Annotated in this window: 24 protein-coding genes; 5 read left to right on the top strand and 19 right to left on the bottom strand. The window is 33.0% G+C overall.

Annotated elements, in window-relative coordinates; genetic code table 11:
• Nucleotide 1: 1 nt before the first annotated feature.
• The gene (locus ACFFGA_RS13965) at nt 2-2,470 is read right to left on the bottom strand and encodes a zinc-dependent metalloprotease (protein ID WP_386064946.1); all 2,469 of its coding nucleotides are present in this window, start codon (nt 2,468-2,470) and stop codon (nt 2-4) included.
• A 130-nt stretch (nt 2,471-2,600) separates the two neighbouring features.
• On the opposite strand from ACFFGA_RS13965, the gene ACFFGA_RS13960 reads away from it, so the two are divergent.
• Together ACFFGA_RS13960 and ACFFGA_RS13955 are read left to right on the top strand one after the other, a co-directional pair.
• On the top strand, nt 2,601-2,897 hold the full coding sequence (locus tag ACFFGA_RS13960; protein WP_386064945.1) for a DUF3817 domain-containing protein: 297 nt from the start codon (nt 2,601-2,603) through the stop codon (nt 2,895-2,897).
• Nucleotides 2,890-4,128, top strand: coding sequence for a mechanosensitive ion channel family protein (locus ACFFGA_RS13955; RefSeq protein WP_386064944.1), 1,239 nt, complete (start codon nt 2,890-2,892; stop codon nt 4,126-4,128). The genes ACFFGA_RS13960 and ACFFGA_RS13955 overlap by 8 nt, the downstream gene beginning before the upstream one ends.
• Here the strand turns inward: ACFFGA_RS13955 and ACFFGA_RS13950 are convergent.
• Complete coding sequence (locus ACFFGA_RS13950) at nt 4,125-4,517, bottom strand: acyl-CoA thioesterase (protein ID WP_386064943.1); 393 nt, start codon at nt 4,515-4,517, stop codon at nt 4,125-4,127. The two genes, ACFFGA_RS13955 and ACFFGA_RS13950, sit on opposite strands and share 4 nt — an antisense overlap.
• Before the next feature lie 22 nt (nt 4,518-4,539).
• Nucleotides 4,540-5,433, bottom strand: coding sequence for a DUF72 domain-containing protein (locus tag ACFFGA_RS13945; RefSeq protein WP_386064942.1), 894 nt, complete (start codon nt 5,431-5,433; stop codon nt 4,540-4,542).
• 191 nt (nt 5,434-5,624) lie between these two features.
• Here ACFFGA_RS13945 and ACFFGA_RS13940 point away from each other — a divergent pair, with 191 nt between their 5' ends.
• Nucleotides 5,625-6,041: a glyoxalase gene (locus ACFFGA_RS13940; RefSeq protein WP_386064941.1), complete on the top strand. Its 417-nt coding sequence runs from the start codon at nt 5,625-5,627 to the stop codon at nt 6,039-6,041.
• Here ACFFGA_RS13940 and ACFFGA_RS13935 read toward each other — a convergent pair.
• The 6 genes from ACFFGA_RS13935 to ACFFGA_RS13910 all read right to left on the bottom strand — a co-directional run bounded on the left by ACFFGA_RS13935 (nt 6,027) and on the right by ACFFGA_RS13910 (nt 8,957).
• On the bottom strand, nt 6,027-6,716 hold the full coding sequence (locus ACFFGA_RS13935; protein ID WP_386064940.1) for a DUF2461 domain-containing protein: 690 nt from the start codon (nt 6,714-6,716) through the stop codon (nt 6,027-6,029). The genes ACFFGA_RS13940 and ACFFGA_RS13935 overlap by 15 nt on opposite strands.
• A 75-nt stretch (nt 6,717-6,791) precedes the next feature.
• Entirely contained in the window at nt 6,792-7,007 is a 216-nt protein-coding gene (locus ACFFGA_RS13930) for a hypothetical protein (protein WP_386064939.1), read from the bottom strand.
• Between the two features lie 11 nt (nt 7,008-7,018).
• A complete protein-coding gene (locus tag ACFFGA_RS13925) occupies nt 7,019-7,189 on the bottom strand; it encodes a hypothetical protein (RefSeq protein WP_386064938.1) in 171 nt (56 codons plus the stop codon).
• A 44-nt stretch (nt 7,190-7,233) separates the two neighbouring features.
• A complete protein-coding gene (locus ACFFGA_RS13920) occupies nt 7,234-7,395 on the bottom strand; it encodes a DUF1328 domain-containing protein (protein ID WP_386064937.1) in 162 nt (53 codons plus the stop codon).
• 113 nt (nt 7,396-7,508) lie between these two features.
• Entirely contained in the window at nt 7,509-8,411 is a 903-nt protein-coding gene (locus ACFFGA_RS13915; RefSeq protein WP_386064936.1) for a mechanosensitive ion channel family protein, read from the bottom strand.
• Between the two features lie 54 nt (nt 8,412-8,465).
• Nucleotides 8,466-8,957, bottom strand: coding sequence for a Dps family protein (locus tag ACFFGA_RS13910; RefSeq protein WP_386064935.1), 492 nt, complete (start codon nt 8,955-8,957; stop codon nt 8,466-8,468).
• Nucleotides 8,958-9,210: 253 nt separating this feature from the next.
• Here ACFFGA_RS13910 and ACFFGA_RS13905 point away from each other — a divergent pair, with 253 nt between their 5' ends.
• Both ACFFGA_RS13905 and ACFFGA_RS13900 read left to right on the top strand, forming a co-directional pair.
• Entirely contained in the window at nt 9,211-9,432 is a 222-nt protein-coding gene (locus tag ACFFGA_RS13905) for a hypothetical protein (RefSeq protein WP_386064934.1), read from the top strand.
• 163 nt (nt 9,433-9,595) lie between these two features.
• Complete coding sequence (locus ACFFGA_RS13900; protein WP_386064933.1) at nt 9,596-10,030, top strand: hypothetical protein; 435 nt, start codon at nt 9,596-9,598, stop codon at nt 10,028-10,030.
• A 51-nt stretch (nt 10,031-10,081) separates the two neighbouring features.
• Here the strand turns inward: ACFFGA_RS13900 and truA are convergent, their stop codons facing one another.
• From truA to hisD, 10 genes are all read right to left on the bottom strand, one after another.
• Nucleotides 10,082-10,867 carry a tRNA pseudouridine(38-40) synthase TruA gene (gene truA / locus ACFFGA_RS13895; protein ID WP_386064932.1) on the bottom strand — a complete coding sequence of 262 codons (786 nt, stop codon included), beginning with the start codon at nt 10,865-10,867 and terminating at the stop codon, nt 10,082-10,084.
• 110 nt (nt 10,868-10,977) lie between these two features.
• Nucleotides 10,978-14,106, bottom strand: a complete 3,129-nt coding sequence (locus ACFFGA_RS13890) for a DUF8693 domain-containing protein (protein WP_386064931.1) — start codon at nt 14,104-14,106, stop codon at nt 10,978-10,980.
• Nucleotides 14,107-14,241: 135 nt separating this feature from the next.
• Nucleotides 14,242-16,038, bottom strand: a complete 1,797-nt coding sequence (locus ACFFGA_RS13885; RefSeq protein WP_386064930.1) for a zinc-dependent metalloprotease — start codon at nt 16,036-16,038, stop codon at nt 14,242-14,244.
• Nucleotides 16,039-16,133: 95 nt separating this feature from the next.
• The gene (gene hisIE / locus ACFFGA_RS13880; RefSeq protein WP_386064929.1) at nt 16,134-16,733 is read right to left on the bottom strand and encodes a bifunctional phosphoribosyl-AMP cyclohydrolase/phosphoribosyl-ATP diphosphatase HisIE; all 600 of its coding nucleotides are present in this window, start codon (nt 16,731-16,733) and stop codon (nt 16,134-16,136) included.
• Nucleotides 16,730-17,485 (bottom strand): imidazole glycerol phosphate synthase subunit HisF, encoded by a 756-nt coding sequence (gene hisF / locus ACFFGA_RS13875; RefSeq protein ID WP_386064928.1) that lies wholly within the window; start codon nt 17,483-17,485, stop codon nt 16,730-16,732. The genes hisIE and hisF overlap by 4 nt, the downstream gene beginning before the upstream one ends.
• 68 nt (nt 17,486-17,553) lie before the next feature.
• Nucleotides 17,554-18,288, bottom strand: coding sequence for a 1-(5-phosphoribosyl)-5-[(5-phosphoribosylamino)methylideneamino]imidazole-4-carboxamide isomerase (gene hisA, locus ACFFGA_RS13870; RefSeq protein WP_386064927.1), 735 nt, complete (start codon nt 18,286-18,288; stop codon nt 17,554-17,556).
• Nucleotides 18,289-18,360: 72 nt separating this feature from the next.
• Nucleotides 18,361-18,942, bottom strand: coding sequence for an imidazole glycerol phosphate synthase subunit HisH (gene hisH / locus ACFFGA_RS13865; RefSeq protein ID WP_386064926.1), 582 nt, complete (start codon nt 18,940-18,942; stop codon nt 18,361-18,363).
• A 91-nt stretch (nt 18,943-19,033) separates the two neighbouring features.
• Nucleotides 19,034-20,170 (bottom strand): bifunctional histidinol-phosphatase/imidazoleglycerol-phosphate dehydratase HisB, encoded by a 1,137-nt coding sequence (hisB, locus tag ACFFGA_RS13860; protein WP_386064925.1) that lies wholly within the window; start codon nt 20,168-20,170, stop codon nt 19,034-19,036.
• Complete coding sequence (gene hisC / locus ACFFGA_RS13855) at nt 20,170-21,207, bottom strand: histidinol-phosphate transaminase (RefSeq protein ID WP_386064924.1); 1,038 nt, start codon at nt 21,205-21,207, stop codon at nt 20,170-20,172. The genes hisB and hisC overlap by 1 nt, the downstream gene beginning before the upstream one ends.
• A complete protein-coding gene (gene hisD, locus ACFFGA_RS13850) occupies nt 21,204-22,490 on the bottom strand; it encodes a histidinol dehydrogenase (RefSeq protein ID WP_386064923.1) in 1,287 nt (428 codons plus the stop codon). The genes hisC and hisD overlap by 4 nt, the downstream gene beginning before the upstream one ends.
• Nucleotides 22,491-22,520 lie beyond the last annotated feature (30 nt).

Here is a 22,520-nt window from a genome sequence, read left to right as displayed (position 1 = left end):
TTTATTTTGGGTCTAAGATAAGATTTATTCTTTCAATACAATCTCTATAATGATATTTGGTTTCAGTGTTTAATGCCGATCTTGATGCTGCATTTAGAATACGTTTTAATTCATTAAGCTCACCTCTTACCAAAGCTCTTACATCTGACTGGCTCACATTAAAATATTGTCGGCTACGTCTTGGGTCTAAATCTTCTGTCATTAAATTAATCATTCTATCTAAATAAACACGTTGCAGATTTCTTCTAAAAACAGAAACATTAGATGACGTTTTTGTTTCGGACCAAATACCAGAACGTACATCACGCAACATATCTAAAGCCGAATAATTACTAGCATCAAGCGCTTGATGATCTATGAGTCTGCCAAGACGTTCAAAGCTCAATAAATTGTTTAGATGACGACTTTGTAAGCTTCGAACTCTATCTGTGTAGCCAGCATAATTAATATTTTTAAGAATCTGTTCATCTATCAACCATGTTGGTGTTGCAAATGCATTGTCATGCAACCATTGTATTGCAGATTTTTGATAAGCTTTATCCACAGGACTATAAACTACACCATCTTGCGACGGATTTTTGGTGTCCTCTACTACTCCACCAACATGAGTTACCACATGCCCAACATATCGACTCCAAACTCCAAGTAACTCACCATAGAGTTCTGCTAAGTCTTCATAATTATCAGTTTTATCACTGGTCCAGCTTGGTAAATTTTTAGCAACAATTTTAAGGTTTTTAAGTCCATAAGTACTTGCTAAGATACTGTTATTACCAATATCTTCGGTTTGTGCAGTTGGGTCGAAACGGCTACTTTGCTTTCCGAATTTATATTTTGGATCACCAGCTTTTTCCATAATCCAACTGTTTAAAATTTCCTTTTCATCATCAGCAGATTTAGCTTCAGGAATATAGCGATAACCGAAGTTGATGGCATAATCATCATAAGGTCCAAGTTGTCTTACAAAACGAATGTTTTTATCTCCAGGTTGCGCAATGTAATTGTAACGTGCATAATCCATTATGGTTGCTGCTATACCATTTTGTTGTGTAAATGCTCCATCTCTGTAACTTTCTACATCGTAAGCATAGCTTGCACTCATATTGTGAGGTAACCCAAGCGTATGGCCAACCTCATGAGCGATAACCATTTTCATCATTTCACCAATTTCTTCATCAGGTGTATTTAAAGTTCGCGCAGAAGGATTAGCTGCACCAGTTTCTAACATATAGCGATTTCGGTATGAACGTAAGTGATTGTGATACCAAATAATATCACTTTCAATGATTTCACCACTTCTTGGGTCAGATACACTTGGCCCTGTGGCATTTCGTGTAGTACTTGCTACATATCTTACAACTGAATATCTAATGTCTTCTGGGCTGAACTCTGGATCTTCTTCTTTTGTTGGTGGGTCTTTGGCTATAATGGCATTTTTAAATCCAGCAGCCTCAAATGCCTTTTGCCATAACTCAATACCTTCTTTCATGTAGGATCTAAACTTCATTGGAGTTGCAGGATCTAAATAATATACAATAGGTTTTACTGGTTCAACAAGTTCACCTCTTTTGTAAGCCTCAATATCTTTAGGTATTAGTTTCCAACGTCTTAAATAGGTCTTTCTGTCTGCTTTTAATTCATTACTGCCATAATCGTATTGACTTAAGGTGAACCAACCTACACGCTCATCGAAATAACGTGGTTGCATTGGTGTTTCTGGTAATAAAATCATAGATTGATTCATTTGTACACTTATGGTTTCATCTCCGCTATTGTTTGGTGGCTCTGAAGCATTATAAGTAAAGTCTTGCACCACTTCAATATTTTTTGGATAACTCTTCATGGTACTTATGAAACTTCTTGAATTATCTAAATTTCTGACTTTATACTGTTTTCTAAAAGCTGAAGGTAAACCACTTATAGCCTTTACATCAGAACTGTAAAACTTAGTGACATCAATCACTACAGCAGAAGAATCTTTTGAGAATGCGGCAATATCAAATGCGAATAAAGTTGGCTCATAATTATTGGCTCTTACAGATACATTAATTGGCAAACTGTCTGCTGCTACTGCACTAGAGGATTTTTCCTTTATTAAAACTTTATCCTTAAAACGCACCCAATTAATCATTCTGGTGCTGGTTTTTGTTCCTGCATTTACATAACCTCCACCTAAGTTTGCAGGTAGTTTTGCTAATCTGCTTACTAATAACATATCAGTATTAAAATATTTTACAGGAATTTCATAATAATACTTATCCTCTACTAGATGTACATCAAACAAACCTTCATCAGTTTTAGCATCTTTTGTTATAACTTGATTATAATCTTTGATTTTTCCTGGCTTCTTTTTTGGAGTTTGAGGTTTTGATGAAGCGGTTTGTGCGTTTTTAGACTTAGCTGCTTTGTTTGCCGTAGCACAAGAGAATACTAAACTTGCGCATAGTGTAATTACCAGAAATTTTTTCATGCTGAAGAATATTTTTTTGATTGAAAGCCTAAAGATAACCAATAGAATTATAGTTTTTAAGAATTTCTTAAAAGCTGTTAAAAAGTAGTGCAAATACTAATTTCTAAAGTATTTTTGCAGAAAATTTATTATGTTAAAATTGTTACCCATTTTTAGAATTACAGCCTTGTTAGAAGGTGTTTCATATATTCTTTTACTATTTATTGCAACACCAATAAAGTATTTTGCTAACGACCCACAGTATGTAAAAATGTTAGGCATGCCTCACGGTCTCTTGTTTATCGCTTATGTTGTTATGACTGTATTAATTAGTAAAGACATGAAATGGACTAACAGAACATTATGGGTTGTTTTATTAGCCTCAATAATTCCGTTTGGTACATTTTATATCGACAAGAAATATTTAAACAAAAAAGCTAATGCTTAATATAAAACATTACTTGTACGATTTTCTTATTGAGCAAGGCTTATCTGAGAATGTTGCAAAATATCTCAACATGATTGGTCTTTTGTTAGCATTGCTCATTGTAGCTTTTGTTATAGACTTTATAACAAAGCGTATTTTATGGAGGTTTTCGGCAGGTGTTGCAAAGCGTACTAAAACAAATTTTGATGATATTCTTATTAGTAATAAGCTTCCTCGAAATATTGCACATATCATCCCTTTAATTATCCTTATTGAATTTATTCCACAAGTATTTTCAGATTTTGAATATGCTGAAAATATTATTGAAAAGACCTTAAAAGTTATTGGAATAATATTGACATTGCGAATCATAAGAAGCTTCTTTAATTCTATTAAAGATTACCTTAAAATATTACCTCGCTACAAAGACAAGCCTATAGATAGCTACGTTCAGGTGTTTATGATATTTGCCTGGCTTCTTGGTGTGTTTTCAATATTTGCTATTGTAACAGGTATTTCTTTCTTAAAGTTTGCAACTACGCTTGGTGCAGCATCTGCAATTATTTTGTTGATTTTTAAAGATACTATCCTTGGTTTTGTAGCTAGTATTCAAGTTTCCATTAATGATATGGTTCGTATTGGTGACTGGATAACATTTGAAAAATATGGTGCAGATGGTGAGGTTGTTGAAATAAATTTAGCAACCGTAAAAGTGCAAAACTGGGACAAAACCATAACAACCATCCCAACTTATGCGTTAATTTCTGATTCGTTTAAAAACTGGAGAGGTATGTTGGCTTCTGGTGGACGACGCATTAAGCGATCTGTAATTATTAAAACATCAACAATTCGATTCTTAACAGATGAAGACATTAATCGTTTTCAGAAAATTGAACTCATAACTGACTATTTAAAAAGCCGTTCTCAGGATATAAAGACCTATAATACGGAACACAATGTTGATAAATCTGTCTTAATAAACGGAAGAAATTTGACCAATTTTGGAGTGTTTAGAAAGTATCTTCAAACCTATATCGATAACCATTCAGCCATTAATAAAAACATGACTTTAATGGTACGTCAATTAGAACCAACAGCACAAGGTATTCCAATGGAAATTTATGCGTTTAGTAAAGACCAACGATGGGAAAACTACGAATACATTATTGGTGATATTTTTGACCACGTATTAGCTGGTGTATCTTATTTTGACTTAGAAATTTATGAGTTGTCCTTAGGTAATAAAGGCTAATTATTTTTCAATCGGTCTTTTACAAACTCTACTTGGGTTTTACCGTGAGGCTTTGGCTTGCCATCTTCACCTAAGTTAACCATTATAATATTATCTACTGTTAGAATAGTTTCTCTGGTCATTTTGTTTCTAACTTCGCATTTCATGGTTATGGAGGATTTTCCAAACTTTGTAACTTCAATGCCAATCTCTACAATATCTCCTTGTCTTGCTGAAGACATAAAGTTGATTTCTGAAATATATTTGGTTACAATTCTGGAATTTTCAAGTTGTATTATGGTATATAATGCAGCCTCTTCATCGATCCATGCCAAAAGTTGCCCACCGAAAAGTGTGCCATTTGGATTTAAATCTTCAGGTTTTACCCATTTTCTTGTGTGGAATCTCATTTATTTTATTTGTTTTCTTTATTTATAGCAGAGTTTGTTGTGAATCTGAATCGTCATTCGGAATTTTTAAACTAAATCCAAGTTCTTTGTTTAGTTGTTTTATTAAGTAAGCTGAAAGTAATGGTGATTCCTTTTCAATATTTTGATGTACAAAAAAGTCAATTTCTTCAATACCATTAGCTTTCCAATGTTTTAAACGTTCTACCCACTCATCTAAGCGCGAATAATCACTTTGATGATTAGCACCAACATAACGAACAAAGGCTCTAGAATTTGTCAGTCGCATATGCATTATATCTCTTCTGCCAGCACTATCAACTATAATATTAGCGATGTTATTATCTTCTAGGAGTTGGAATAAATCTTCTGCTACTACCTTGTCATTATACCAGTCTGTGTGTCTAAATTCTACTGCCAATGGAATTTCTTTTGGCCAGCCTTCAATAAAATTTATAACGCGATCAAAATCTTTTGGTGCAAAATTATTATGCATCTGTAAGAACACACAGCCTAATTTTTCCTTAAGGTTTACAGCACTATAGAGGTAATTATCTACCACAGGAGCTACATCATCATTTAATCGTTTCCAATGGCTAATTTCTTGGTTGAGCTTAGGAAAAAACCTAAAGCCATCAGGAGTTTTGTCGTACCATTTTGAAAATTGCTCTGGTGGAAATATTCTGTAGAATGTAGCATTTAACTCTATTAAATTAAACTGACGTGAATAATATTCTAATTCATCTTTAGTACCTCTTGGATAAAACCCTTTTAGGTCTGCCTTATTCCATTTTGCACAACCTACAAAAACATTAGTTTTTTTTGATGGGTTCTTTTTAAGTACTCTTATTGTATCAGGATGATCTGGTGGTAAGGTAAAATCTATATTACCTGGATTATCTACACTTCCAAACTTCATAAACTTCTTTCTAAAAATGTTTACCCAAATATAAGTTTTAAAGTGCTATTTTAAGATTGAAAGGTATTAGAATATTAAATACCAAAATCACTATTGTTAATAACCACGTTAACAACATATTTACCGTCTTAAGAAAAGCTGTAGGTTAATACTTAATTTTAATTCCGAATTAACCTAATAAAAACCTATAGATGGCTTCCAGAACTCAAAACCTACTCTCGCATAGACCTCATATTGAATCTGCAAAAATCTATGATACCATAGGTGCAGAAGAGTTATTTCAGAACAAAACATTACGACCAATTATAAAGTTTCAGCACGATTTGTTGATAGTTGTTTTTAAAAATTACATTGCCAAGCATAAAAATGTATTTTATGATTTGTCCTTAGAAAAGCAATTGGCTTATATAGACAATGTGATTCACAAAGACATGAAATTTAGAAACTCAGTAAAAGGAATGATTATTGGTCAGTTTACTGTTGAAGAGTATACACTTTATATTCAAAATTCATCGGCTTTAAACAAACGTATGATGAATATTGTAAAAGAACGCTTAATAGATAGCGTACAAATGTTTGTAAAGCCAGAAGTTTTAATGGCTGTTTAAAAGCAATGACTCGCCATTAAGGTTCGTTGTTAATACGTCACTCATATAATCAAAATAAGGTCTTATTTTTTTGAAAGACTGATTAACGTCTTCTAGAAAACCATTTTCCAAGACTTCTTTATCTGTGTATTTTTTTACAAAGATGTATTGCTTTTTTCTTATTAAATCTATCGCAGGATGCTCTTTGTCAAAACCTTTGGGAGCAGTTTTTAGTTCATCACCAACAAAATTTCCCCAAGTAGCTTTAAACGTTTTATCATTAAGAATAGCTCTCATTTCGCTATCATCCATTTCAAACTCTTTTCTTATACGTAATAAGTCTTCTTTGTTTGGCTCCCAAAAACCAGTTGCTATAAACGATTCGTCATTAGGTTGAATATGCAAATAATAACCGCCTCTTAATTCTGGTTTTTTTCTAGCGAAAGAACCACCAAAATGCGTTTTGTAAGGTTGTTTGTTTTTTGAGAAACGGACATCTCTATAAATTCTAAAAATTTTGATTTTCTCAATCTGGTCATGAGCATTCATTAACTCGCCTAAATAATTGTATGCCCCTTTTACCTTTTTTTCAATAGCTTTAAATTCTGGTTTATGTTCATTAAACCAATCTCTATCATTGTTTTTTTCTAATTGTTTAAAAAACGAAAGGGTTTCTTTTGGTATAGATGTGCTCATGGATTTTTTTAGTTTTTATAAAAATAAAAAAAGCCATCGAAATTGATGGCTTTTCTTGTATTAATCTGCTGATGATTAATTATCATCATTTTGTTCTTCTTTAGCTTCTTTTATCTCGTCTTCCAGATCTTCAGCTGCGTCTTTTACATCATCGCTGGCGTCATCTAAATCTTCTTTAACGCTCTCCATGGCTTCTTCAACTTTCTCATCTGGTGATTTCTGTTCTCTACAGCTAGAAACTATTAAGCTTAGAGAAAATAATGCTATCAACAAATATGATACTTTTTTCATTTTCTTTGGTTTTATTTGTTATCGACGGCATCTTCAACATCGTCAGCAGCATCTTCTACTGCATCACCGACATCATCAACGGCGTCTTCAATTTTGTCTCCTGTAGATTTTTGTTCTCTACAACTTGTAGTCATTAAACTTAGACTAAAAAGTGCTATAAATAAATATGTGAGTTTTTTCATTTTTCTTGGTTTTAATAAGTTAATAATTGGTTTTTAAAAAAGGATTACTTTTTTACGACACCCTTTAGTAAAGATAGTACAAAAAGTACTAAAAATATAAAAAAGAGTATTTTAGCAATTCCAGCAGATGCTCCTGCTATTCCACCAAATCCTAAGATTCCGGCTATGATTGCAATAATTACAAATGTGATTGTCCAACGTAACATAATTTTAAGTTTTAAATTATTATTTATTTAAGTAATTCTGATTATCAGAATACCGAGTGAAACTTAGTATGTTATCTAATTTCACTAATATTATTCTAGACCTTAAGTAGGTATTAATTATTAATAAAGGCTTCTTGAAGGTCTGGTGCCTTAACATTTAACTTGTTATCGAACTGGAGCGTTCTTATAGGGAAAGGAATGTTTATACCTTCCTTATCATAAGCTTTTTTAATTTCTATTATGGCTTTGTTCTTTGCTCTAAGTTTTTCTAGCATGCTTTCTGCATCTATCCAAAATCTACATAGGTAGTTAATAGAGCTGTCACCAAATTCAGTAAAATAGAATTCAACGTCTTCAGGTTGCTTTACCTGATCAAAAGTATTGGCAATAACTTCTTTTGTTAATTGCTCTACCTTTTCAAGATTAGACTCATACCCTACACCACATTCTAAAAACACACGCATTCTTGTTGTTAATGAGTAGTTTTTTAATGGGTTTTCTAATATGGTCTTATTAGGAATGATAACAATATTATTATCGGCTTCCTTTAGTGTGAAGTCCTTAAGATTAATATCAATTACTTCACCTGCATATCCAGTAGTTTCTACCCAATTGCCAATCTGTATTTTCTTTCTAAAGGACAATACCAAACCTGCAAATGTATTGGCCAGTGTGCCTTGTAATGCTAAACCTATTGCCAAACCTGCTACACCTGCACCAGCTAAAAGAGATGTTAAAGCTTTTCCTAAATTCATAACACCAAGTGCTATAAATAAACCGACCATTACTACAACAACAGCCGAAACTCTTGCTATGGCATTTTTAATGGAATCTTGTTGCACTTTTCTTGACACCAACTTAGCTACTGCTTTACTAACGTATCTGGCAGCGAAATAAGCTACAGCCATTACTAGTATAGCAAGGATAAAATTTGGTATATATTCTATGATTGTATTAAACCAACCTTGTAATTTTTCTACAAGATTGCCTAATGCAGTATTAAATTGTTCTTTCATGATGCTTTGCTTTTTCAGTTAAAAATGATTACTAATTTGCTTAATCGCATTTAGTTAAACCTCATTTAACTGTGAAGCGGTTTTTTTGGTAAAGGCGTTAAGCATCCAACTATTTTTTTCTAGTTCTCTTATGTAGGCACCTATTAAGTCTATTGTTCCTTCATCACCAATTTTATTGGCTTTATCAATCACTTTAGACATCTGCTTTAAAATTGTTGCATGATTATCTAAAATTGCATTAACCATTTCTTTATCTGTTTGCTTAGAGGATACCTCCTTTATAGATGAAGAGGCTAAATAATCACTTAGTTTACTCATTGGATGGTAACGCAATGTTAATATACGCTCTGCAATTTCATCTATTTTAACTTGTGCGTCATTGTATAACTCTTCAAACTTTTGATGTAAATCGAAAAAGTTTTCTCCAAGAATATTCCAATGGAAATTTCTTAGGTTTTGATAGTAGATATGATAATCTGCTAACAATGTATTCAGTTCTACAACAGTTGGTAATGTTTTTTCGTCGTTGATATTTAAATAACTCATAACTATTGTTTTAAAATTTATTGGTTTGTGATTTTGTCTATTATTAATATAAGGTGTATACCAGGTTTGTCAAGTGACTTAACAGTGTTTAACGATTGCACAGCTTTATTAACATAATATTATGTTAATGAAGTGGTTAGTTGTTAAATAATTTTAACGTGTTGGGGCTACAAAATAGAATTGTATAAAATATTCTTGTGAGTTGGCAGAATTTTCAGTATTATGCACAACTTTTAAAACACACACAAATTTTATGGGTAGACCAGCAACAAGACCAACAAAATTAAAAGATGGTTATTATATCGAAATTAGAAACAAAGGATCAAAAACAGGTGTTAAACTATACAGCGGCACAAAATTACAGATGCATCGCGCAATAAAAATGTACGAACGCTCTAAAGAAGTTATCATTTTGGGCGAATCTGTAAACGGAAAATTTGTTGATAAAGAACCTAAATTACATGTAGTAGATTAACTATATAAATGGTATTAAGAAAAGGGTGAAAATTTAAATTTTCACCCTTTTTGTTTTCTATTAAATCATTAAAAATGTAATACGTCACAATTTTTTTTATAAATTGTTAAACAAATAGTACGTATAAAGCATACTATTTACTAACTAACTAAATCAATTTATTATGACAAATTCTTTAAACAAACCACCTATTTGGTTTTGGATTGTAAGTGTTATTGCACTTATTTGGAATGGAATGGGCGTACATGGTTACATAAGCCAAGCCTACAAAACTAGTGCTTATACTGATGTTTACACAAGTGAGCAAATTGAAATCATGAATACTTTACCATCGTGGTACACTGCCTTATTTGCCATTGCAGTTTTCTCTGGTGTAATAGGATGCTTGTTATTACTGCTAAGAAAAAAAGCAGCAAAGTGGTTTTTAATCTTATCGTTTATAACCGCAACCATACAAATGGTTTATTTCTTATTTATTGCTGACTTAAATGGTGTGGATTTTAGTGCCAACAAGATTATGGCTTATATGATAATTGTATTTGCTGCATTTTTAGTTTGGTTTGCAAATACTTCGTCTAGAAAAGGCTGGATAAATTAACAATTAACCAACCATCATTAAAAAGGAATTAGTAGTTACTGGTTCCTTTTTTTATTCAAAATCCAAAGCATGTAGTATCAACCCAGAAGCTGGCGCTATATAATCCATAACTTCTGTGCTGTCTTCTTTTAGTGAATTTTTGATATAATCTAAAGACACCTCTCCCCTTCCTAATTTTATTAAACAACCAAACATTAATCGAATTTGATTTCGCATGAAGCCTTTACCAATAACTTTAAAAACATAAGATTTTTCTGGAAAAAAGTTTGCGGTATAAATAGTGTTGTCTACAATTTCTGAAGATACAATATCACGAACATACTCACCCTTATCAGTGGCTTTATAACAATAGGTTTTAAAATTATGGTTACCCTCAAAAAGTTTGGCACCTTGTTTCATTAATTCTACATCCAAGGGTTCCAGTATTGTTGTCATTATTGGAGCGCAAAATGGATGGTTTTTTTGCCCTTCAGAAAACACGTAGTGATATTCTTTTAGTTTTGAATCCTGTATAACATTAAAATCTTTATCAACTTCTTTAATAGAAAGTGCACGTATGTCTTGTGGCAGATTATGGTTAAAAAGCGCTAAAAACTCATCAAAATCTGTTATTGAATGATTGTAAATAAACAACTCCAAAGCAGCTTCATTAGCTGAAACCATAGCATCTGTTCTACCTGCACCTAAAGTTTTAAAACGTTTTTCCCCAAGAATGTATTTAAGCGTTCGGTCTATCATTAAGTGTATCGTTTTTACATCGGGTTGTTTTTGCCACCCATGAAAACGATAGCCCAAATATTGAATTTTTATAAGGTAGTAAAAGCGTTTTTCAAACATATTAGCAATAACGCTATTTTAAAGAAGATTACAAAAAATGAGGTTTATTAAAAACAAAACTGCTATGACAGCATATCATAACAGTTTGTTTACTAAAATTAAAAGTTATCTTAATTAATTATTAGCTTTCTTGTTATGGTTTGGTTATCATTAGATACTGACAAAATGTAAACACCTGGTGTAAGGTCTGTAACAGATATAAAATTCTTTGTTACTAAAGCATCTAATGGTTTTCTTAGTACAATCCTTCCTCTTATATCATATAAATTGCTATCGGCATCCGCATTTAGGCGTCCTTTAATAACAATTTCTTTAGGGTTAGAACTTGAGTAAATTACAAGTTCATTCAAACTATTTTGAGGACTTGAAAGTGTTTGAGATGTAAAATGAACATAAAAACGTCCCGTTCCATTTAAATTTACACTTGGTGTAATTATATAATCATTTATGTTAAGCAGCGTAAAAGTATTTGATAAATTATCTTCTAAATACACATTAACATTACTAGGCAAGCTAGAAATATCATCAATACTGAAACGCAATTGATTTCCTGCACCTGTATTGACACCAATAGGAATTACTATATCGCTTAAGTCATTATAGGGTACTGTTTGGATAGCCATATCCAGACCAGTGTTGTCTTCAACCAAATTAGAAAATATTGAAAACTCACCAGCATCACTAAAGTAAGCGCCAGCATCATATCCATCATCTAAACCTCTAGTTGTACCATCAATAAAATAGATTTGCGTTGAGGCTGAGTTAGTTTCGCTATCGAGATTTAATTTACATAGCACAGCATTAGTAATAGTTTGTCTGCCAGCAATGAAATCATCAGAATCACCACTAGCCCTCATTGCTGTTGTAAAATCTACTAAACCACCACCAAGCTTAGCTTTAACGAAAAAGGCTTGACCAGGAGCAATAAGCTCAGTTATACTTCCTTCATCAATAGTAGCTTGGTTCCACACTGTCCAGCCATTTGAAGCACTTCCATCATAACCGTAGATAGCTTGAAATGCAGCTCCTGTTTCAAATTCGGATTTATTTTGTTGAAAGAACGTATTAAAATCTAGATAAGAAGGATATGGATTTCCTATAAGATTCCACGCATAACCAGCAGAAGCGCTTGAAATAGCAACATCTAATACATCACTTGTTAAAACTGTACCTGTATGTGTTAATGTACTTCCATCTGTTGTTCCTGCTCTATATCCAATACCTGAATCTAAAGCTGTAGAAGCATTTGTGATTATATCATAATTTTGATACATACCCACACTTGTGTTATAAGGAGCAAAAGCTCTAACTGTTCCTGATTCTGCCAAATTAGGATTAAGTGATGCAAAAGCAGCAAATAATTGTCCTGACAAGGGAGCAGAAACCAAATCGTTAGTACCTGTGGCACCAACTTGCGAAGTATATCTATTATAGTTTACTGTTCCTGTAATTGTACCATTGGAAATTAAACTCGAAAACATTTGCGATGTGGAATTAAGGTTAACTGTTGCAGTCGTAACTGTAACACCAGAATCTATAGTTAAAGCTGCGCCAGGATCTACAGTTAAAGTATTACATTCAGTATCGGCAAAAATGTTAGTACTTCCAGCTTCAATTATAATAGTATCATTTGATGTGGAAACACCAACTGGGTTACTTGGTAGCCAACCATTATTGTATGTATAAGTTACAGCACCAGCTTCTACATAAATGGTGTAATCTTCAGATTGCCCATAATACAAGTTTTGAAAACAGGCAGAATCTATGGCAACTGTATTTGCATATCCACTATCTAAATCATTAATAATTCTAAGTCTTACAAAATCGTTAAACGGAATCGTTGTTGGGTAAGTTAAGTTTACCGAAACAATACTATTTGCAGCTATTCCCTGAGTAACAGGGTATTGTTGCTCTGCTTCATCATCAAAGTCGCCATCATCATTCCAGTCTATCCATACTCCTAATTGATTAAAATTTGGTCCAACTTGTATATTTAAAGTATTCGATGTAAGCGCATCAATCTCAAAATAACCAGAACAATTAATACTTCTATCCAAGTTTCCACCATCTGCAGCAGCAGGTAAGGATTTAAAATTTAATCCATTCATTTCGACACTTACAATACCTGCGTAATTTCCAGATAAATCTGTAGCATTATTAAGACTACATACTGAAACTGGTGCTGAAAAAGCTCCATCAGGTGCTATTGCGCCTTTGGACCTAACAATTGATGAACCCTCCATTGCCGCTCTAACTCTAGTCTTTTGATCGTTAGTTAATCGATCAGTACAGTAGTAATAACTCATAATGTTATTAATAGTATTGTTATCTACCCATGGGAGAGAAGTACAACTATTTATTGCTGGACAAGTACTTGTTTCTCTCAAGTGAGGTACTGTGTCAGCACAACCATCACTATCTGTTCCTACAATTGTATCTGCAGGACAAGTATCTGAAACACCATCACCATTTGTATCATCTCCTTGAAATGTATGGTAAAGATGAAAGAAATGTCCTGCTTCATGAACTACAGTACTATTATCTCTTGCAGAATGTAATGGCCATGATGGGTTAGCGTTTGTTGGGTCGTAACCAAATACAGTGTACATCATTACAGAACCTTCATAAACATAACCATTAAAAAAATTGGCATAACCTTGGTATCCAGAGCCACCATTGTTATTGTTAATTTCTGATACTATCCAAATATTAAAATAATCTGTTTCTGGCCAACGACTTAAATCCTTTAAGGTGTCCTCATCTGCACCTGCTCCGCCATTAAAAGAAACACCACTGGAAGCATAATTTGGAATACCTGAAGCATCAATTCTATTAATGCCATTAGTAACATTACAATTATGATCTCGCTGAGCTAATTCAAATTGAATTTCAAAATCTATAGGGCTATTAGCTGTATTACCTCTATAAAAATCATTTAAGTTATCTATACTGCTTTGTATTTGTGCATCAGAAATATTTGTTCCAGAGCCAACAGATTCACCAAGATGCAAAACATGTACAACAACAGGAATGGTTAAGATGCTACTATTTCTATTAGCAGTTTCCCCATTCAACATTAAATTTTTAATCCGTTCTTCTGAGGCTCTTTCTAACTCAGCATAACTGGGATCTTGTAATAATTTTTCTCTTTGAATATCAAATCCACATTGCTGTGCATGTAAAGTGGTAAATAAACTTAAAATAAAAATACAGGTAATAAATGGCAATGTAGATTTCATAAAATAAAATTTAAGAATAGTAGTTTATATCTTATTAATATTGAAGGGCTAATAGCAGAGTTCAAATATAACAAAAGCTGTCAACATAAATTGACAGCTTTTATTTTATTACAATAAAATTGAAGTAGTTAAGGTTTATTTTACAACAACTTTTTTAGTTTTTATTCTAGACCCATCTACTACTTTTATGATGTAGATACCTGTTCCTAGCATTGAAACATCTATGTTGTTGATTGTAGTTTCGTTATTAAGTAAGCTATTATAAACCAACCTTCCTTGAATATCATATAAATAAGCTTTTGCTTCATTTATTAACTGGCCTTCTATTGTTAGTTCTTTTGTTGAAAAATTAGAGTATATATCTAAGCTAGTAAGGTCATTATCTTCAATGGCTAAAGTCTCAGGTGCTACGTAAATAGCATAATCCTCCGATTGACCATAAACTAATGAAGAATAACATGGAGAATCAATAAGTTCTACTCCACCAAATCTATCATCTACATCAGTTACGAATCTTAATCTTACGAAACTGTCGTAAGGAATTGAAGAAGGGTATGTTAATACAACTGGTACAACACTTCCACCAACAATATCGTTAGACAAATGTTGTTGTTCTGCGTCGTCTTCAAAATCTCCGTCATTATTCCAATCTATCCATATACCTAATTGATGATAATTTCCTGGTGCTATTTCAACATTTATAGTATTGCTTGAAGCAGTATCAATTTCATAAAGACCATTACAGTTTACACTTTTATCTAAATTACCTCCATCTATACCTGTAGTTGAAGAAGTGTATGTTGTACCATTTAATTCTGCACTCATTATACCAGAAAAATTATTTGCTCCTGGAGAATTAACTGAACAAACGGCACTTGGTGCAGTAAAGCCTAGCACTGGAGGTTCATCTCCTTTAGAATTTACAATTTGCGCTGCATCAAGTATTGCTCTAGATCTCGTTTTCTGATCATTTGTTAATCTATCAGTACAATAATAATAACTCATTGTATTATTTATAGTGTTATTATCAACCCAAGGACTACCTGTACAAGTATTATTAGCAGGACAAGTACTAGTTTCTCTTTGGTGCGGTACAGTATCTGCACAACCATCACTATCAGTACCTACAGTTACATCGGCAGGACATGCATCTGCAATGCCATCATTATTTGTATCATCACCTTGAAACGTATGGTACAAGTGAAAATAATGACCTACTTCATGCAATACAGTACTATTATCACCATTAGAGTTAAGTCCCCAACCATTTGTATTACCTGGATCATAACCAAAAACAGTGTACATCATTACAGAACCTTCATACGGTAAACCTTGGTAAAAATTTGCATAACCCTGAAAACCAAAGCCACCATTATTACCATCTATTTCTGTAACAATCCAAACGTTAAAATATTCATCTTCTGGCCATCTGCTTAAATCTTTTAATGTAGTTTCGTCTGCACCAGGCCCTTGAAAAGAAACACCATCAGCACTATAACCAGGAACACCTGAAGCATCAATACGGTTAATACCTGTTGATGCGCCACAGTTTGGGTCTCTTTGTGCAAGTGCAAATTCTACCTCAAAATCTATTGGACTAGATGGGCTATTGCCTCTATAAAAATAATTTAGATTGTCAATACTACTTTGAATCTGAGCATCTGATATATTTGTACCAGAACCTACTGCTTCACCTAAATGAAGTACGTGAACTACAACAGGAATAGTGTAAACTGTTCCATTTCTGCTAGCGGTTTCACCATTTAAAATTGCATTTTGAATTCTTTGTTCCGCCGCTTGTTCTAGCTGCACATAGTTAGGGTCTTGAAGTAGTTTTTCCCTTTGCAAATCAAAAGCACATTGCTGAGCTGAGATATTGCCAAACATAAAGACTAACATTAAAATTGCTAGTGTAGGAGTAATTTTTTTCATATAAATTGGTATAACTAATTTTGATGCAATATACACCAAATTTTGAAAAACCATACTTTTGTCGTAAAAATATGCATTTCAACGATGAAAAATAATTATTTACCCCTAAACTTTAACACAGTTATTATGTCATTTATTCTAAAACCTTTGGCTTGTAATAATATTAAATAGTGAAATAATAAATCTGCGCTTTCTTCTAAAAACAATTCGTCATTGCTATCTTTAGCTTCAATGACAACTTCTATAGCTTCCTCACCTACTTTTTGAGCCACTTTATTAATGCCTTTCGCAACTAAAGAAGCTACATAGGACTTATCTGAATCTGCAGAGTTAATTCTACTTGAGATTGTATCCTCAAGCTTTGATATGAATCCAAAGGTTTCATTATTTATTTCATTCCAACAAGTATCAGAGCCTTTATGACAGGTTGGTCCTTTTGGATTGACTTTTACTAAAAGTGAATCGCTATCACAATCTAATTTTATATCAACCAGCCTTAATGTATTACCGCTCTCTTCACCTTTAGTCCATAAGCGTTGTTTTGTTCTACTAAAAAAAGTAACTGACTTGGTTTCTATAGTTTTTTGAAGTGCGTCATCGTTCATATAACCAAGCATTAATACTTTATTGGTCAATTCATCTTGAATGATTGCTGGCACTAAACCATCTGGATTTTTACTAAAATCTACGTTCATAATCGTACTTCTATATTGTTTTTTCTTAACTCTTCTTTCAATTCTAAAATTGGTATTTCTCCAAAATGAAAGACACTTGCAGCCAAAGCAGCATCAGCTTTTCCTTCCTTAAATGTATCAATAAAATGCTGAATTGTTCCTGCTCCACCTGAAGCTATAATTGGAATATTTACTATTTCAGAAAGTCTAGATAAAGCCTTATTTGCAAAACCAGATTTAGTACCATCGTGATTCATTGATGTGAATAATATCTCACCAGCACCTCGTTGCTCTACTTCTTTAGCCCATTCGAATAAATTTAATTCTGTTGGAATTGTTCCACCTGCTAAATGTACTAGCCACTCCCCTTCAACCTCTTTTGCATCAATTGCTACAACTACACATTGACTTCCGAATTTATCTGAAAGTTCATTAATTAGTTCTGGTCGTTTTACCGCAGAAGAATTAATTGACACCTTATCAGCACCACAATGCAATAAATCATCTACATCTTCAACTGATGAAATTCCACCACCAACTGTAAAGGGTATATTAACTTGTTCTGCTACTTTTAAAACCATGTCGTGCATAGTCCTTCTATTTTCGAGTGTTGCAGCAATATCAAGAAACACTAATTCATCTGCTCCTAATTCTGCATACTGTTTGGCCAATACCACGGGATCGCCTGCATCTCTTAAATCTACAAAGTTGACACCTTTTACAGTTCTTCCATTTTTAATGTCCAAACAAGGGACTATACGTTTTGTTAGCATAATTTAGCTTTTAGGCATTAGTCTTTAGGCATTAGCTATAAGCAACTGCTAAAGGCTATTTCCTATTTTTATATAAACTTTTCTAATTCTTTTAAAGTAATTCTATTTTCATACAGTGCTTTTCCAATAATGACTCCTTCGCAACCAATAGTTTTTAAATCTTCCAAATCCTTTATTTCTGAAACACCTCCTGAAGCAATTAATTTTATAGATTGTGCTCCACTACTATTGCTACATTCGTCTATTATCTTTTTATATAGTTCAATTGAAGGGCCTTCTAACATACCATCTTTAGATATATCGGTACAAATAACATACTGAATGTGTTTTCTTTGATAATCTTTTATAAAAGAAATCACTTCCTCTTTACTATTATCTTGCCAACCGTTAATCGCTATTTTTCCATCATTACTATCAGCGCCTAAAATGATTTTTTGTGCTCCATACTTAGATAACCAACCTTCAAAAGTGTTTCTATCACTGACAGCGATGCTTCCTCCTGTAATTTGTTTTGCACCAGAATTAAACGCAATATTTAAGTCTTCATTAGACTTTAAGCCTCCACCAAAATCAATTTTAAGATTAGTTTTTGAAGCTAGTAATTCTAACACTTTATAATTTACAATGTGCTTTGCTTTAGCACCATCTAAATCTACAAGATGTAAGTATTCAATACCTGCATCTTCAAAAGCTTTTGCTACTTCTATGGGATTTTCGTTATATATTTTTTTGGTGTCGTAATCGCCCTTTGTAAGACGCACACACTTTCCTTCTATGATATCTATGGCTGGTATTATTCTCATAACATTTCCTGCGAAGGCAGGAATCTTTTTTAATTAATATTTATTAGATTCTGAAACAAGTTCAGAATGACACTACAACTCCAAAAAATTCTTCAAAATTTGCTCTCCTGCTTTACTACTCTTTTCAGGGTGAAATTGCACTCCGAAAAAATTATCATTCTCTAATGCTGATGCATATTCAAGTTCATAATCTGATGTTGCAATAGATTCATCGCACTGTTCGGCATAATAACTATGCACAAGGTACATGTATTCTTTTTCTTTTATTCCTTTAAACAAATCAGATTTCAGATTTGAAATGGTGTTCCAACCCATTTGTGGCACCTTTACCTTATTAGAAAAGCGTTTTACGTTGACATCAAAAATTCCTAAACCTGGTGTATTTCCTTCTTCGGTATGATTGCACATTAATTGCATACCCAAACAGATACCAAGTACAGGTTGTTTTAAAGTTGGTATTAACTGATCTAAGCCACTTTGTTTTAGCTTTGTCATTGCATTTCTAGCCTCACCAACTCCAGGAAATATAACTTTATCAGATGCTACTATCTCTTCTGGATTATTCGTTAATACTGCTTCAAAACCTAAACGTTGAAAAGCAAATTGAATACTTTTAATGTTTCCTGCTCCGTAATTTACTAATGTTAATTTCATTGACAATTTATTGTCATTCCTGCGAAGGCAGGAATCTAATTATTTAATTCTTCAAAGTGGATTCCTGCCTTCGCAGGAATGACAACCCTAATTAAAGCATTCCTTTTGTAGATGGCAAAATCATCTTCTCAACATCTTGTTTTACCGCCATTTTAATGGCTTTTGCAAAGGCTTTGAAGATGGCTTCAATTTTATGATGTTCATTGGTACCTTCAACTTTTATATTAAGGTTACATTTAGCACCATCAGTAAACGATTTAAAGAAATGGTAAAACATTTCTGTTGGCATTTTGCCTATCATTTCTCTTTTAAACTCGGCATCCCAAACCAACCAGTTTCTTCCGCCAAAGTCAATTGCAACTTGAGCCAAGCAATCGTCCATCGGTAATGAAAATCCATAACGTTCTATACCCAATTTGTTACCTAAAGTTGTAGCAAACACTTCACCTAAAGCTATAGCAGTATCTTCAATAGTGTGATGTTCATCCACTTCTAAATCACCTTCAACCGTTATGTTTAAATCTAATTGACCATGACGCGCAATTTGATCTAACATATGATCAAAAAATGCAATACCAGTATCAATATTACTTTTACCTGTTCCGTCTAAATTTAAATCGATTTTAATTTTGGTTTCGTTGGTATTTCTCTCTATGCTTCCAACGCGTTCTGTAGATTTTAGAAACTTATAAATTTCTTCCCAATCGTTGGTTTCTAAGGCAATATACTGCTCTAATTCATTATTACTTACTGTAACTTCATCTGTACCTAAATTGGTATTGTCATTAATAAAGATGCCTTTTGCTCCAAGGTTTTTGGCTAATTCAACATCAGTAAGTCGATCTCCAATAACAAACGAATTTTTTAAATCATAAGGCTCAGAAAAATACTTGTTTAATAAACCAGTATTTGGCTTGCGTGTTGGAGCATTATCTTTTGCGAAAGTTCTATCGATAAATTGTTCTTTAAAGATAACACCTTCTGATTCAAAAGTTTTTAATACAAAATTATGTACTGGCCAAAAAGTATCTTCTGGATATACATCTGTACCTAAACCATCTTGATTGGTAATCATTACAATTTCAAAATTCAATTCTTTAGCAATCTTGCTTAAATATTGAAATACTTTTGGGTAAAACTCTAATTTTTCAAATGAATCAATTTGTTCATCTGCAGGCTCTTTTATTAAGGTTCCGTCTCTATCTATAAATAGTACTGGCTTTCCCATTATTGAATATCTTTTAGTGTGTTTAATAATCTCGTATTTTCTTTTTCCGTCCCAATTGTAAAACGTAAACAATTTTCACATCCAGGTTGATTGGTTCTATTTCTTACCACGATTCCTTTTTTTACTAATTCGTTGTAACGCCCTGTTGCATTATCAACTTTTACTAACACAAAATTAGCATCAGATGGAAAAATTTTTTCAACAAATGAAATCGAATTAAGCTTTTCTATTAATCGCTTCCGCTCATCCAAAATTGCCGCAATTTCTTTGTTGACGTCATCAATTTTAATCAGCCTTTCAAACGCTTTGGTTTGTGTTAATTGATTGACGTTATATGGTGGCTTAATTTTGTTTAAAGCATTTATAATTTCTTCGGAAGCAAAACAGATTCCCAAGCGTATGCCTGCCATTCCATAGGCCTTAGACAATGTTTGAGTAACTATAAGATTTGGAAATTCATTTAATCGACTTAGCCAACTTTCTTGATTTGAAAAATCTATATAAGCTTCATCAATAACAACAATGCCTTCAAATTTTCTTATTAAATCTTCAACTTTTTTTGCATCAAAACTATTTGCCGTCGGATTGTTAGGTGAACACAAGAATAGCAACTTTGAATTTGCATCTGCTGTTTTTAGAATAGCATCAACGTTTGGCTGAAAATCTTCATTTAATGGCACTTCTTTAATACCTACCGCATTGGTATTAGCAAGAACTGAATACATACCATACGTTGGTGGTAAAGTAATTATGTTATCCTTATTGGGTTCACAAAAAACTCTGAATATTAAATCTAATACTTCATCACTCCCGTTTCCTAAAAGAATATGCTCGCTTGGTATGCCTTTTATTTCAGACAATTTCGCTTTCACTGAAAGTTGTTGCGGATCTGGATAGCGATTAACACCATTTTCAAACGGATTTTCATTGGCATCTAAGAAAACAATATCACTAGAGAATTCTTTAAATTCATCTCTAGCTGAAGAATATGGCTTAAGAGTTTTTATATTATCTCTAATTAAACTATCTAAATTCATGACTCCAAATCTTTTAATCGTAATGAAACCGCATTTTTATGCGCTTGTAATCCTTCAGCTTCTGCCATTAATTCTATAGCAGTTCCTATATTTTGAATACCTACTTTTGAAATTTTCTGAAAGGTCATACTCTTTTGAAAACTATCTAGATTCACTCCAGAATATGCTTTTGAAAACCCATTAGTTGGCAAGGTATGATTGGTTCCAGAAGCATAATCACCAGCACTTTCTGGTGTGTAGTTGCCAATAAAAACAGAACCTGCATTGCTAATGTTTTCTACAAAAAAGTCATTATCATTAGTAGCAACAATAAAGTGCTCTGGTCCATACATATCAATAAGATCTAGAGCTTTCTCGAAATTATCGACAACTATAGATTTAGAGTTAGAAATGGCAATCTTTGCCATATCTTTTCTCGGTAACGCTTCTAATTGTTTTTCTACTTCTGCCGAAACCAAATCCGCGAAATTCCTAGACATTGTCACTAATATCACTTGACTATCCTTTCCGTGTTCTGCCTGACTCAATAAATCGGATGCCACAAAAGCAGCATTAGCAGATTCATCTGCCATCACCAACAATTCACTTGGACCTGCAGGCATATCAATTGCTACACCATACTTGGTTGCCAATTGCTTTGCAACGGTTACAAATTGGTTTCCTGGTCCAAATATTTTATAAACTTGTGGAATCGTTACTGTGCCAAATGTAAGTCCAGCAATGGCTTGAATACCACCAACTTTTATAATTTGAGTCACTCCACATAATTGAGCAGCATATAAAATTTCGTCAGCAATTTTCCCTTCTTTATTAGGTGGTGAACACAGAACAATCTCTTTACAACCAGCAATTTGAGCAGGAACAGCTAACATTAAAACTGTTGAAAATAATGGTGCTGTACCTCCTGGAATATATAAACCTACTTTCTGGATAGGTCGTTTTACTTGCCAGCACTCTACTCCATTCATGGTTTCAACAAAAACCTTGTCTGTTTTTTGGGCACTGTGAAATTTCTCAATATTAGATTTTGCAAGTTGAATGGCTTGTTTTAATTTTTCAGGAATATTTGCGACAGCATCAGAAATTTCTACTTGAGATACTATGGTATTCTGAAGTGTTACGCCATCAAACTTACTAGTATATTTTTCGACAGCCTTATCACCATTCTTTGAAACATCTTCGAACACTTGATTTACCGTAGTTTCTATATCTTCAACGGTTTGTGTTGGTCGCCTTAATAGTTCTGGCCAATCTGATTTATTTGGATTTATGTAAAGTTTCATGTTCAGACTAAATTCATTTCATTTAATTAA

It is taken from the genome of Winogradskyella pulchriflava (genome assembly GCF_042434315.1).
GTDB classification, from domain to species: domain Bacteria; phylum Bacteroidota; class Bacteroidia; order Flavobacteriales; family Flavobacteriaceae; genus Winogradskyella; species Winogradskyella pulchriflava.
Note: the sequence above shows the minus strand (reverse complement) of the source record. Positions and strands in the feature narration are given on the sequence as shown.